Source organism: Thermodesulfobacteriota bacterium, from assembly GCA_040755095.1.
GTDB lineage: Bacteria > Desulfobacterota > Desulfobulbia > Desulfobulbales > JBFMBH01 > JBFMBH01.
In genome coordinates this window covers 67891-81139 of record JBFMBH010000004.1, presented here as the reverse complement: position 1 = coordinate 81139, position 13249 = coordinate 67891, and the positions used below count along the sequence as shown (strand labels likewise).

Annotated in this window: 12 protein-coding genes; 7 read left to right on the top strand and 5 right to left on the bottom strand. The window is 70.5% G+C overall.

The features are described 5' to 3' along the window. Both AB1634_01830 and AB1634_01825 read right to left on the bottom strand, forming a co-directional pair. On the bottom strand, nucleotides 1-723 hold a 723-nt coding region (locus AB1634_01830; GenBank protein MEW6218257.1), incomplete at its 3' end, for a TPM domain-containing protein. Nucleotides 724-727: 4 nt separating this feature from the next. Further along, nucleotides 728-1318 carry a LemA family protein gene (locus tag AB1634_01825; protein ID MEW6218256.1) on the bottom strand — a complete coding sequence of 197 codons (591 nt, stop codon included), beginning with the start codon at nucleotides 1316-1318 and terminating at the stop codon, nucleotides 728-730. A gap of 459 nt (nucleotides 1319-1777) precedes the next feature. Between AB1634_01825 and AB1634_01820 the strand changes: the two genes are divergently transcribed. From AB1634_01820 to cobA, 5 genes are all read left to right on the top strand, one after another. Continuing rightward, the gene (locus AB1634_01820) at nucleotides 1778-2317 is read left to right on the top strand and encodes an SIS domain-containing protein (protein MEW6218255.1); all 540 of its coding nucleotides are present in this window, start codon (nucleotides 1778-1780) and stop codon (nucleotides 2315-2317) included. Continuing rightward, nucleotides 2314-3312, top strand: coding sequence for a hypothetical protein (locus AB1634_01815; protein ID MEW6218254.1), 999 nt, complete (start codon nucleotides 2314-2316; stop codon nucleotides 3310-3312). The genes AB1634_01820 and AB1634_01815 overlap by 4 nt, the downstream gene beginning before the upstream one ends. Nucleotides 3313-3358: 46 nt before the next feature. Next, nucleotides 3359-3577, top strand: coding sequence for a zinc ribbon domain-containing protein (locus tag AB1634_01810; GenBank protein MEW6218253.1), 219 nt, complete (start codon nucleotides 3359-3361; stop codon nucleotides 3575-3577). Nucleotides 3578-3664: 87 nt separating this feature from the next. After that, the gene (gene hemC, locus AB1634_01805) at nucleotides 3665-4606 is read left to right on the top strand and encodes a hydroxymethylbilane synthase (GenBank protein ID MEW6218252.1); all 942 of its coding nucleotides are present in this window, start codon (nucleotides 3665-3667) and stop codon (nucleotides 4604-4606) included. Beyond that, nucleotides 4603-6150: a uroporphyrinogen-III C-methyltransferase gene (cobA, locus tag AB1634_01800; protein MEW6218251.1), complete on the top strand. Its 1548-nt coding sequence runs from the start codon at nucleotides 4603-4605 to the stop codon at nucleotides 6148-6150. Before hemC ends, cobA begins: the two co-directional genes overlap by 4 nt. Before the next feature lie 54 nt (nucleotides 6151-6204). On the opposite strand, the gene AB1634_01795 is transcribed toward cobA, so the two are convergent. Next, nucleotides 6205-6597, bottom strand: a complete 393-nt coding sequence (locus AB1634_01795) for a PilZ domain-containing protein (GenBank protein MEW6218250.1) — start codon at nucleotides 6595-6597, stop codon at nucleotides 6205-6207. A gap of 283 nt (nucleotides 6598-6880) precedes the next feature. Here AB1634_01795 and AB1634_01790 point away from each other — a divergent pair, with 283 nt between their 5' ends. Beyond that, on the top strand, nucleotides 6881-8317 hold the full coding sequence (locus AB1634_01790) for a tetrathionate reductase family octaheme c-type cytochrome (protein MEW6218249.1): 1437 nt from the start codon (nucleotides 6881-6883) through the stop codon (nucleotides 8315-8317). Here the strand turns inward: AB1634_01790 and pabB are convergent. Then, nucleotides 8269-10158, bottom strand: coding sequence for an aminodeoxychorismate synthase component I (gene pabB, locus AB1634_01785; GenBank protein MEW6218248.1), 1890 nt, complete (start codon nucleotides 10156-10158; stop codon nucleotides 8269-8271). The genes AB1634_01790 and pabB overlap by 49 nt on opposite strands. A 319-nt stretch (nucleotides 10159-10477) precedes the next feature. On the opposite strand from pabB, the gene AB1634_01780 reads away from it, so the two are divergent. Next, entirely contained in the window at nucleotides 10478-11167 is a 690-nt protein-coding gene (locus AB1634_01780; GenBank protein ID MEW6218247.1) for a CBS and ACT domain-containing protein, read from the top strand. On the opposite strand, the gene AB1634_01775 is transcribed toward AB1634_01780, so the two are convergent. Further along, entirely contained in the window at nucleotides 11133-13244 is a 2112-nt protein-coding gene (locus tag AB1634_01775; protein ID MEW6218246.1) for a PBP1A family penicillin-binding protein, read from the bottom strand. The genes AB1634_01780 and AB1634_01775 overlap by 35 nt on opposite strands. Nucleotides 13245-13249: the final 5 nt, after the last annotated feature.

Here is a 13249-nt window from a genome sequence, read left to right as displayed (position 1 = left end):
CAGGCCGGCCAGGGCGCCGGCTGGCACCAGGAGGGCCAGGGCCAGGAGGCTGCCGCCAGTCATACCGGTGGCCAGGGCCGCCACCGGCATGGCCACCGCCCCGGCGCCGGCGGCGAGCAGCCGGGAGATGCCGCCGATGATGGCGAGGCCAAAGAGGAGCACCAGGAGAACGGAAAGCGGGTTGACCCGGTCTTCCGCCTGGGCGTCCTTGCCGGAGCCGGGCTCGGCAACAAAGACGCCGTGGCTGGCGGCGATGATGGCCTCGACCCCGGCGGTCAGGCCCTCCTCGAAGCGGCCCTCCCTGAAGAGCGGCCGGATCACCTGATCGGCGATACGCCCGGCCAGAAGATCGGTGATCACCGGCTCCAGGCCCCGGCCCACTTCGATCCGGATCTTGCGCTCCTTCTTGGCCACCAGCAGCAGCACGCCGTTGTCCTTGCCCTTCTGGCCGATCTGCCAGCGGCCGGCGACCCGGATGCCGAAGTCCTCGACCGTTTCCTCTTCCAGGGTCTCGACAGTGAGCACCGCGATCTCGGTGGATTCCTGGGCCCGGAAGGCGGCCAGCCGGGCCGCCAGCTGCGCCTGGGCCTCCGGCGACAGCAGACCGGCCAGATCGGTGACCAGGCCCTGGGGCTCCGGCACCGGCAGGGCCAGGGCCCAGCAGGGCAGCAGGAGGAGGGCCAGGGCCAGCAGGCGGCGCAGGGCGCGGGGGCAGGCGGCCATGAGATCAGAACTTCACCGCCGGCGCCTGCGCAGCCCCCTCGTCGGCCTTGAAGGGCTCCCGCCGGGGCAGGTTGAGGAGCAGGCGGTTGGTGAGGCTGTTGGGGAAGCTGCGGATCGAGGTGTTGAAGACCCGCACCGCTTCGTTGTACCGGGTGCGGGCCACATTGATGCGGTTCTCCGTCCCCTCCAGCTGGTGCTGCAGGTCCCGGAAGCTCTGGTTGGCCTTGAGATCCGGGTAGCGCTCCACCACCACCAGAAGCCGGGAGAGGGCGGAGGTCAGCTGGCCTTGCGCCGCCTGGAACGAGGCAAAGGCCCCCGGGTCGCCGGCGCCTTCGGCCCCCAGGCGCAGCTGCCCGACCTTGGCCCGGGCCTCGGTGATGGCCGTCAGCGTCTCCTGCTCGTGGCTGGCGTACGCCTTGACCGTTTCCACCAGGTTGGGGATGAGGTCCAGGCGGCGCTGGTAGGCGGCCTCCACATCCCCCCAGGCGGCGATCACCGCCTCGTCGTTGGCCTGGATGGTGTTGTAGCCGCAGCCGGCCAGAAGGGAGGTGGTGGCGGCGAGGACAACGAGGAGAAAGGAGCGGACCGGACGCATGGCGGGTGGTCTCCGGAAAGGGGTGATGGGGAGTCGTCAAGCCTATCGCTGCCGCGGCAGCTGTCAAGTCCGAGTGGCGTGGCCTCCGGCCGGATATTCGACAAACAGACGCCCAGACTGCAGGGCGACGCCGGTCACCGGAGTGGTCCGGCCAACGGCCTGTGCCGGCGTCGGGCGTGGATCCGCCTCCCGTAGGGGCGAGGCATGCCTCGCCCATGCGGCGTTGCGCCTGGTCGAATATCCCGGCCTTCCGGCTGCGCCGTTGACAAGGGAAGGCAGCTCGACTACTTTTTGGGATCCTCCTCCCCGCGGCGCGGGCGAAGCCGCGGCGGCATCTTCTCCGGCGCTCGCGGCCCCGGCCCCGGACGCAACCGCCAACACGCCAGCGGCCCCCGGATCTTGAACGTGCTCGATCGTATCACCGACAGCCTGCGCAAGTCCATCCTTGCCAAAGAAGAGCTGGTGGCCGGCCAGGCCGATCGGATCGTCACCCTGGTCCAGTGGGGGGTGGCCACCCTGGCCGCAGGCGGCAAGATCCTCTTCATGGGCAACGGCGGCAGCGCTGCTGATGCCCAGCACCTGGCCGCGGAATTCGTCAACCGCTTCCTCCTGGCCCGGCCGCCTCTGGCCGCCCTGGCCCTCACCACCGACAGCTCGGTTCTGACCAGCATCGGCAACGATTTCGGCTTCGAGCAGGTGTTTGCCAAGCAGATCCAGGCCCTGGGCCGGCCCGGGGATCTGGCCATCGCCATCTCCACCTCCGGCGGCTCGGCCAACGTCCTCCTGGCCCTGCAGGTGGCCAGGGGGATGGGGCTGCGCACCGTGGCCTGGGCCGGCGGTGACGGCGGTGCCGTGGCTGCGGCGGCGGACCTGGCCCTGGTGGTGCCCAGCCGCCAGACCCCCCATATCCAGGAGACGCACGCCTGGCTGGGCCATCTCTTCTGCCAGCTGGTGGAAGAAGAGCTCTTCTGCGGCCCGGCGGCGGGCCGGCCGGCATGAAGACACCAGAAGGTCCGCGCCCGCCGGCCCGGGGACCGGTCGCGCCCCTGGACCTGTCCGGGCTAGCCACCTACTCGCTTGCGGAGCGGCCCAGCAAGGTCTCGGTGGAGGCCTTCGCCCGGCCGGTGACCCCGGGCGGCAGCTTGGGCGCCTTTCTGGCCAGTCTGCCGGATATCCTGCTGGGCCGCGATTTCCGGGTCCTGGCCGGCCGGCTGGCCGATGTCTGCCGCCGGGGCAAGCCGCTGGTCATCGGTCTGGGCGCCCATGTCATCAAGGTGGGGCTGTCGCCTTTGCTCATCGACCTCATGGAGCGGGGACTGGTGGCCGGCCTGGCCATGAACGGCGCCGGCATCGTCCATGACTCCGAGCTGGCCATGGTGGGCCGCACCTCGGAGGAGGTGGACGAGGTCATCGGCTCCGGCGCCTTCGGGGCGGCCCGGGAGACCGGTCTCATCGTCAACGAAGGCGCCCGGCGGGCGGCGGCCGCCGGCATCGGCCTGGGGGCCGGGCTGGGCGCCCTGCTCCTGGAACGGGATTTTCCGTTCAACCACCTGAGCCTGGTGGCCACCGCTGCCCGTCTGGGGGTGCCGCTCACCGTGCATGTGGCCCTGGGCACCGACATCGTCCATATCCATCCCAGTGCCGACGGCGCGGCCATCGGCCAGGCCAGCCTGCACGACTTCCGGGTCTTTGCCGGCCTGGTGGCCGGCCTGGACGGCGGCGCCTACCTCAATATCGGCTCGGCGGTGCTGCTGCCGGAGGTCTTCCTCAAGGCCCTCACCGCAGCCCGCAACCTGGGCCATCCGGTGGCCGCGATCACCTGTGTCAACATGGATTTCATCCGCCAGTACCGGCCGCTGACCAACGTGGTCCATCGGCCGACCAGAGAGGGCGGCCAGGGCTTTCACCTCACCGGCCATCACGAGATCATGGTGCCGCTCCTGGTGGCCGCCCTGCTGGAAGCCCTGGCGGCAAGGCCTGCCGCCACCGGCTGAGCCCTGCTGCGTCCTTTGTCCTTTGCTTTGGGAGAAGCCAACCGTCATGCCCCTGTTCGATTTCGTCTGCAACGCCTGCAAGAAGCCCTTCGAGACCCTGGTTCTGGGCAGCGAGCGGCCGGTATGCCCGGCCTGCGGCAGCTCGGATCTCGCCAAGCAGATGTCCACCTTCGCCTTCCGCTCCCAGGGGCCGGGCGGCGAGGTGACCAGCGGGGCCAGCAAGTGCGGCGGCTGCGCCGGCGGCTCCTGCCACTCCTGCCACTAGGCGCCGGATCTGCCCGCTGGCCGGGCAGGGCCGGCATTCGGTGACGTTTCCTAGCCTGCGCGGCCTGCCGCGCACCGGTGAGCAACCATGAGCACCCGTATCCGCATCGGCACCCGAGGCAGCCTTCTGGCCTGGACCCAGAGCAGCTGGGTCAAGGCCCAGATCGAGACCCGGTTCCCGGACCTGACCGTGGAGCTGGTCAAGATCGTCACCAAGGGGGACAAGATCCAGGACGTTCCCCTGGCGATGGTGGGCGGCAAGGGGCTGTTTGTCAAAGAGATCGAGGACGCCCTTGTCCGGGGCGAGGTGGATCTGGCGGTGCACAGCATGAAGGACGTGCCCACCGTGCTGCCGGCCGAGCTGCACCTGGGGGTGGTCACCCAGCGGGAAGACCCCCGGGACGTCTTTGTGGCCAGCCGCTGTCAGTCCCTGGCCGAGCTGCCGGCCGGGGCCCGGGTGGGCACCAGCAGCCTGCGGCGCCGCGCCCAGCTCGTGCATCTGCGGCCGGATCTTACGGTCGAAAACCTGCGGGGCAACCTGGACACCCGGCTGAGAAAGCTGGCCGAGGGCGCCTTTGACGCGGTGGTGGTGGCTGCGGCCGGGCTGCGGCGCCTGGGGATGATCGACCGGGCCACCGCCTTCTTCTCGCCGGTCGAGATGCTGCCCGCCATCGGCCAGGGCGCCCTGGGCCTGGAGCTGCGGCGGGCGGATGACTGGCTCTTGTCCCGGCTCGGCTTCCTCAACCACGAGGAGACGGCGGTGGCGGTCCGGGCGGAGCGGGCCTTCCTGGCCCGGCTGGAGGGTGGCTGCCAGGTGCCCATCGGCGCCCACGGCGAGGTGGCGGCCGGCCAGGTCACCCTCACCGGCCTGGTGGCGGCGGTGGACGGCAGCCGGCTGGTGAAGCGCGCCCGCACCGCGCCGGCCGCCGAGGCCGAAGCCCTGGGCTGGGATCTCGCCGGCGAGATCCTGGACGCCGGCGGCCGGGAGATCCTGGAGGCGGTCTACGGCCGCAGCATGGAGGGGGCATGAGCACGGGCAAGGTTTATCTGGTGGGCGCCGGTCCCGGGGATCCGGAGCTGATCACCGTCAAGGGTCTTCGGTTTCTGGCGCAGGCCGAGGTGGTGGTCTACGACTACCTGGCCAACGAGGAGCTTCTGGCCCACGCCCCCCAGGGCGCGGAGCGGATCTACGTGGGCAAGCGGGGCGGGGTCCACCACGCCTGCTCCCAGGAGGAGATCAACGCCATCCTGGTGGACAAGGCGGCGGCCGGCCGGCAGGTGGTACGGCTCAAAGGCGGCGATCCCTTCATCTTCGGCCGCGGCGGCGAGGAGATCGAGGCCCTGGTGGCCGCCGGCATCCCCTTCGAGGTGGTGCCTGGGGTGACAGCGGCAGTGGCCGCGGCCACCTATGCCGGCATCCCCATCACCCACCGGGGCTGCACCTCCACCGTGGCCTTTGTCACCGGCCATGAGGATCCCACCAAGCCGGACAGCCAGATCGCCTGGGACAAGCTGGCCACCGGCATCGGCACCCTGGTGTTCTTCATGGGCATCAAGAACCTGTCCTCGATCATGGCCCGCCTGGAGGCCAACGGCCGGGATCCGGCGACGCCGGTGGCGGTGGTGCGCTGGGCCTCCACCCCGGAGCAGCAGACCGTGGTGGGCACGATCCGGGATATCAGCGACCGGGTGCGGGAAGCAGGCCTGCGGCCGCCGGCCATCATCGTGGTCGGCGAGGTGGTGAGCCTCAGGGATCGGATCAACTGGTTCGAGCGGCGGCCGCTGTTCGGCAAGCGGATCGCCGTCACCCGCAGCCGGGCCCAGGCCAGCGAGCTCGTGCGGCAGCTGGAGGAGCTGGGGGCCAGCTGTTTTGCCTGCCCCACCATCGAGATGCGGCCGCCGGCCAGCTGGCAGGAGCTGGACACCGAGCTGGATCAGGTGTCCTCGTACGACTGGCTGGTCTTCACCAGCGCCAACGGGGTCGAGCTCTTCATGAGCCGGCTCCTGGAGCGGGGGCAGGACGTGCGGTCCCTGGCCGGTCCCCGGATTGCGGCGGTGGGGGAGAAGACCGGCCAGGCCCTGGCGCAACGGGGCCTGCGGCCGGATCTCATTCCCGAGGTCTTCCAGGGGGAGGGGTTGGTGGCGAGCTTTGTGGGGCAGGGGATTGCCGGCCAGCGCTTCCTCATCCCCCGGGCCCAGGAGGCGCGGGAGGTGCTGCCGGAGGCCCTGGTGGCGGCCGGCGCCCAGGTGCGGCTGGTGCCGGTCTACCGGAACGTGCGGCCCCAGGGCCAGGAGGAGGAGCTGCGGCGGCGGCTGGCCGGCAAGCAGATCGATCTGGTGACCTTCACCTCCTCCTCCACGGTGCGCAACTTTCTCGCCATGCTGCAGCCGGCCGGCCCGGACGAGCTGGCCCAGCTCATGGCCGGGGTGCAGGTGGCTTCCATCGGGCCGGTCACCAGTGCCACCGCCCGCCAGGCCGGCCTGCCGGTGCACATCGAGCCGCCGCAGGCCACCATCGAGGCGCTGGTGGCCTGCATCGTGCGCCACCAGCTGGGGGAGGACAGCGGCGGCTGAGCTGCCCCGGCAGAGCCCCGGCCTGGGGTGAGGAGGGGGCGCCGGCGACGCCGGTCAGCCGGACAACGCGTGGCTGGTGATGAACTGGTCCAGGTCGGTCTCCTGCTCGGCGGACAGGGAGCCGAAGGCAACCCCGCAGCGACGGGTGATCACGCTGTGGACCAGGGCGCTGGCGTTGGGGCTCTTCTCGTCATAGACGATCCGGCAGGGGAAGTCCTGCAGGCAGAACCCCTCGGCAAGCCGCATCACCTCCAGCCGCAACGGCCCGGTCGGCCGTTCCGGCCCTGCCTCCTCGAACTCCACATATTCGAACCCCACCCCACCCCGGCTGACGTCCTTGAGCTGGCCAAGGCGTCCGAAATAGGGCTCCAGAACGGCAAAGGCCAGATCGCGCACCGGAAAGCGCTGGAAGCGCCGCTTCTCGGCTCCACCTTCGTCGTGGCTCATGGCTGGTCTCCGTAGCTGGGTCATTTCATGTCGGCCTCGCTGCCGCTCTTCAGCGAAGACCTACCGTTGGACTGGGATACACCTGGCATCCGGCAGCGCCAGAACCGGCTGGTCATCTTATGCCACAAGGCAGGGCCGGGGTCAAACGAAAAATCGGACTGACGGCAGCGGGTCGCTGCGGGTCCTGTCAGTCACCCCTTTGACCCCACCGGGCCATCCATGCTAGAAGGGAAGAGGCCGGCGGCCGGCGCCGGGACGACGTGGCGACAAGGAGGATGCGGGAATGGACGCGAAGCGATGGCGGCAGGCGGTGACGGGGTTGGGTCTGGCCCTTCTGGTGGCAGCCCCTGGCAGGGCCTGGGCGGCGGCCGAGGTGCACAGCCGGGCCATGAGCACCCCCTTCACCAGCCCCAAGGCGGTCACCGAGAAGTGTCTGGAGTGCCACAAGACGGTGGCCACCGAGCTGATGCGCACCAGCCACTGGCGCTGGCTCGGGCTGCAAAGCCTGCCGGGGCAGGGGGCGGTGGATTTTGGCAAGAAGGTGGCGGTGAGCAGCCTGTGTCTGGCCATCCCCTCCAACTGGGGCGCCTGCGCCGCCTGCCATCCCAGCTACGGCTGGACCGACGGCCGCTTCGCCTTTGATCAGCCCTCCGCCGTCGACTGCCTGATCTGCCACGACGACACCGGCACCTACCGCAAGGGCATTGGCGGCCTGCCGGAGGGCTTCGGTCCTGGCAGCAAGCCTGGGGAGGCGGCGGTGGATCTTTTGGCCGTCGCCCGCTCGGTGGTCAAGCCCACCCGCCGCAACTGCGGCATCTGCCACTTCGGTGCCGGCGGCTTCGACAACGCCAAGCATGGTGACCTGGGAGCCGATCTTCTGGAGCCCAGCCGGGACCTGGACGTGCACATGTCCTCGGAGCTGGGCTTCACCTGCCAGACCTGCCACAAGGCCTCCCTCCATGACATCAAAGGCAACGCCATGGCCGTCTCCCCGGGCGGCGGCAACCGGCTGGACTGCCCGGACTGCCATGAAATGGCCCCCCACCGTTCCGGCCGTCTCAACCGCCACACCAGCGCCGTGGCCTGCCAGACCTGTCACATCCCCTTGTTCGCCCGGAGGACCGCCACGATCACCCGGGTGGACTGGTCCACCGCCGGCCAGGCCAAGGAGGCCGAGACCGATGCGGCTGGCCGGCCCCTCTACGACAAAGAGAAGGGCACCCTGGTCTGGGAAGAGAACGTGGCGCCGGTCTATGCCTGGTTCAACCGCAAGGCCCACGTGACCCGGGTGGGCGACAAGATCGACGCTGCCCGGCCGGCGCAGCTCACCGCGCCCCTGGGCGCCATCGACGAGCCCGAGGCCCGCATCTTCCCCTTCAAGCGTCTGACCGCCCGGCAGCCGTTGGATGTCAAGAACGGCTACCTGGCCATCCCCAAGCTGGCGGGTGAGGGCTCGCTGGCGGCCACCGGCGACTGGCAACGGGCCTTGAAGGAGGGGATGAAGGGCGCTGGGCTGGCCTTTGGCGGCGAGGTGGAATTCGTGGAGACCAGCATGCTCTACCGGATCAACCACATGGTGCCACCGGCCAAGCAGGCCTTGAAGTGTGCGGACTGCCACAAGAAGGACGGCCGGATGGACTGGCAGGCCCTGGGCTATCCCAGCCAGGGACCTTACCCCAAGGCCCGGGCCGGTGCCAAGGGCAAGCCGGCCGCGCAGTAGCGCACCGGGACGAGGCCCCGCACCGAGTTGCCCACGTACACTGCCTCGGCCTTTGTCAGATCCTCTGGGGTGAGCACCTGGGTCCGGGCCCTGCCCCCCTGTCGGGCCAGGAAGTGGCGGCGGAAGACGCCGGGCAGGAGGCCGGAGGATACGGGCGGGGTGAGGAACAGATCGTCCCGGCGGATGAACAGGTTGGTGAAGCTCCCCTCGGTCACCTCCCCCCGCTCGTTGGTGAAGATGACCTCGAACAGACCCCGCTCCCGGCCCCGCGCCAGCTCCTGGTCCTGGAGCTTTCGGCAGGTGGTCTTGTGGTAGAGGAAGACGGAGGTCGAGTCGACCCGCTGGCCCGCCAGGGCCACCAGCGGCGGCTCGCCGGCCGGCCGGGCGCCCGCTGGCAGGGGGATGGCGGTGAGCCGCCAGCTGCCGTCCGGCGCCAGCACCAGCCGCAGCCGCTGGCTCTGGCTGCCGGCGAGCGTCTCGACCTGCTGCTGGAGGGCTGCCTCCAGAGCGGGCCGGTCGCAGGGAAAGCCAAAGAAGGCCGCCGACTCGGCCAGGCGCTCCAGATGCCCGGCCAGGAGCCAGAAGCCGGTGGCTGGCCGCCAGAGCATGGTCTCCACCAGCCCGAACTCGGGATGGGGCCGGGCCAGGAACTCGGCCTTGAGCTGGCATTCCGCCCATTCCCGCTCCGGATCCGAGTCCGCCACGATGCCGGAGCCGACCCCCATCTCGCCTTTCCCCTCCTCCAGGACCACGGTGCGGATCGGCACGCTCATGGTGCCGCCCGCAGCCGACAGATGGCCGATGGCCCCGGTGTACACGCCCCGGGGGCCCGCCTCCAGCTCCCGGATGATGGCCATGGTGCGGATCTTGGGGGCGCCGGTCACCGAGCCGCAGGGGAAGAGGCCGGCAAGAAGCCCGGCCAGTCCCACCTCCGGCCGCAGCTGGCCTTCGATGGTGGAAGTCATCTGCAGGAGGGTTTCGTAGGTCTCGACATCGAAAAGCGACGCCACCGCCACCCCCCCTGGCACGCACAGCCGGCCCAGGTCGTTGCGCAGGAGGTCGACGATCATGACGTTCTCGGCCCGGTTCTTGGGATCAGCGGCCAGGGCCTCGCGCCGGCCCTCATCCTCGACCCGATCCCGGCCCCGGCGGCTGGTGCCCTTCATGGGCCGCACCGTGCAGCGGCCGCCCGCGGCGTGGAAGAAGAGCTCTGGCGACAAAGAAAGGATCCGGCGCGCCCCCAGCCGGAGATAGCCGGCATAGGCCACCCGCTGGCTGCGGCGCAGGGCCAGGTAGAGGGCGGCGGCGGAGCCGGTCCACGAGAACCGGTACTTGAGGGTGTAGTTGACCTGGTAGGTGTCGCCGGCGGCAATGAGGTCCAGGATCCGGGCCACGGCCCGGGTATACTGCTCCTGGCCGAGATCCGGCGCCAGCCCGGTGATCCGATACTCACCGGCCGCCGGGGTCGGCCCGGCCGGGCAGGGGGAATCCGGCTGCCAGCGGCCGGTGGCATGGTCGAACACCTCCGGCCGCGCAAAGGCCCCCAGCTCGGCCAACGGCAGGTCGGAGGCCGGCAGCAGTCCGGCCAGGGCCGGCTCCAGGAGATAGCCCAGTTCGTAGGCCAGATAGCCGGCCAGGATCAGGCCCTGGTCCATGGCCTCCTGGCAGGCGGCCAGGAAGGCGGGCAGCTCCGCGGCGGCTGCCAGGCGCAGCTGCCGGACCGGATGGCGGTAGAGGTAGGAGAAGCGCTCGCCCGGCCCGGGTCGGGCGGTGTCCAGGAAGATGGCAAAGGGCTCCCGGTCCACCAGCTCCAGCACCCGGGCCAGATCGCCGGCGCTCATCGGCCGGCCAGGGGCGGACAGGGGTCCGGCAGGGCAGGGGGCATCGACCATGGGCGTGAAGGAAGGCTGGCGAAGGGCTGGCTTATGGCGGGCCAAGCCGGTTGGCGGACAAGTCCGGGCAGGCGGAGCCAGGGACCCCGCGCCAGGGGCTGACGTCGTGCCCAAGGTACCGCCTTCCCGGCCGGATGCCAAGGGTCACGGACCCTGGCATCGGGGTCTTGCACCGGGCGCGGGGAATGGATTATAAAGCGACCTGCTGCGCTGGTGGCCCGGCGCGCTGCCGCCCCAATCTCAGCCCTCGGCACCAAGGAGAAATCCCATGCTCATCAAAGAGTGGATGGCCAAGGACGTCCTGTCCGTGGACGAGAACACGTCGGTGATGCGGGCGACCCGCATGATGAAAGAGAACCGCATCCGCCGCCTGCCGGTGGTCTCCCACGGCCGTCTGATCGGGGTGGTTACCGACCGGGATCTCAAGGACGCCTCCCCGTCCAAGACCACCTCCCTGGACATCCACGAGCTCTATTACCTCCTGTCCGAGATGAAGGTCAAGGATGTCATGACCCCCAGCCCGATCACGGTGAGCGGCGACGACACCGTGGAGAAGGCGGCGGTGATCCTGCTGGAGAACCGCATCTCCGGCCTCATGGTGGTGGACGAGCTCGGGCACCTCATTGGCATCCTCTCCGAGACCGACATCCTGCGCAGCTTCATCCACAGCACCGGCATCAAGGACGGCGCCATCCAGTATGTCTTCGAGCTGGCCGATGCCCCGGGCGCGGTGGGCGCGGTCATCGACGCGGTGCGCGCCAAGGGCGCCCGCATGGTCAGCATCCTCACCTCCTACGAGGACGTGCCGGAGGGGAGAAAGCAGGTGGCGGTCCGGGTGACGGTGGACGACGAGGCCATCCTGCCGGACCTGTCCACCACCCTGGCCGCCGAGTTCAAGCTCCTCTACCAGGTCCGCGACGAGCTCAAGGACCTGCCCCGGAAGAACGATCGGGCCTGACCGCCGATCCCTGCTCATCCGTCCCCGGCTCCGGTGCCGGCAACGGCCAGCGCCGGTTGAAGGCCTCCAGCACCCCCCCCTCTTCGCCGGCGGCCAGCACCGTTCCGGTTGCCGGATCCACCCTGACGAGCTCGATGCCGGGTGGCGGCACAAAATCGGCGCCGGCATCCTCCCGGGGCAGGACCCGGGCCATGAAATCCAGCCAGATCGGCACCGCGGCCCGGCCGCCGGTCTCCTCCCGGCCCAGGGAGGAGCGCCGGTCGTGGCCCATCCACACCCCGGCCAGGAGGTTCGGCGTGAAGCCGATGAACCAGGCATCCCGGTTGTCGTCGGTGGTGCCGGTCTTGCCCGCTGCCGGCCGGGCCAATTTGGCTGCGGCCCGGCCGGTGCCCTCGGTGACCACCCCTTTCAGGAGATGGGCCATCTGGAAGGCGGTCTCGGCGGAGAGGATCCGGCGGCGGCGGGGGGTGTTTTCGGCCAGGACGATGCCGTGGCGATCCAGGATCCGGGTGCAGCTGCGGGGGGCCACCGCCAGGCCGCCGTTGGCAAAGGCGGCGTAGGCGGCGCTGAGCTCCAGGAGCGACACCTCGGACACCCCCAGGGCCAGGGAGAGGTCGGCAGCCAGGGGCGAGGCGATGCCCAGGCTGTGGGCCAGCCGCACCGGGCGCTCCACCCCTACCGTCTCCAGGACCCGGAGGGTGGCCAGGTTGAGGGACTGGGTCAGCGCGGTCCTGAGGGTCACCGGGCCATGGAAGCGGTGGTCGTAGTTCTGGGGGCTCCAGGTCTCACCAGGCCGGCTGCCCGGTAAGCTCAGGGGGGCGTCGGCAAAGATCTGGCTCGGGGTGACGCCCTGTTCCAGGGCCGCGGCATAGATGAAGGGCTTGAAGGCCGAGCCTGGCTGCCGGCGGGCCTGCACCGCCCGATTGAACTGGCTGGCGGCATAGTCGCTCCCTCCTACCAGGGCCAGAATCTCGCCGCTGGCCGGATCCAGGGCGACCAGGGCCGCCTGGGCCGCCGGGCTGCCCGCGGCCCGCCGCTGCCGCTTCTGCCAGGCGGCGACCCCCGCCTGTACCGCTTCGGTGGCCGCCTGCTGCAGCCGGCCGTCCAGGGTGGTCTCCACCGTCAGTCCCAGCCGCCACCAGGCCTCCCGGCCCAGCCTTTCTTCCACCTCCTGGCGCACCTGTTGCAAGAAGTAGCCGGCCTCGTGGTGGCCTGCGGGCGGGGTCGCCCAGGTCAGAGGCTCGGCATAGGCGTCCCGGGCCTCCTGCGGCGCGATCATCCCCTCCTCGGCCATGCGGTTCAGGACATAGGCCTGGCGCTTCTTGGCCAGGTCCAGGCGCCGGAAGGGCGAATAGCGGCTGGGTGCCTGGGGTAGGCCCGCCAGGATCGCCAGCTGCGGCAGACTCAGGCGGGAGGCGGCGGTGCCGAAATAGGTCTGGGCCGCCGCCTCCACCCCGTAGGCCCCTTCGCCGAAGTAGATCTGGTTCAGATAGAGGTAGAGGATCTCGTCCTTGCTGAGCGCCGCATCGATGCGCCAGGCCAGGAGCACCTCCCGGAGCTTGCGGGCATAGGTTTTCTCCCGGGAGAGGAGAAGGGAGCGGGCCACCTGCTGGGTGATGGTGCTGCCGCCCTGGACCGGCGCGCCGGCTCTGAGGTTGTGGATGGCGGCCCGGAGCACGCTCCACAGATCCACCCCGGGATGGGAGAAGAAGCGGCTGTCCTCGGCCGCCACAAAGGCCTGGGGCAGGAGGGGCGGCAGGCTGTCCAGGGTGACCAGGGTGCGGTTCTCCCGGTGGATGCGGCCCAGGATGCCGCCGTCGCGGCCCAGGATGACCGCCGTGGTGTCCGGCTGGTAGTCGGCCACCGAGGCCAGGCTGGGCAGATCGAGGGCCACGAACAGGTAGAGGCCGATGCCGATCAGCACCGTGACCAGAAGGCCGATGCCGGAGGCCAGGGCCATGAGCTGGAGGTGGGTCCAGACCGGCAGCGGCCGCGGCCCCGGGTCGGGGGCCGGCTCCGGCGGCAGCCCGGCGGCCGGCTCGGCGGGCAGGATGGGGATGTCGTCGATGGAGGCCATGGCCC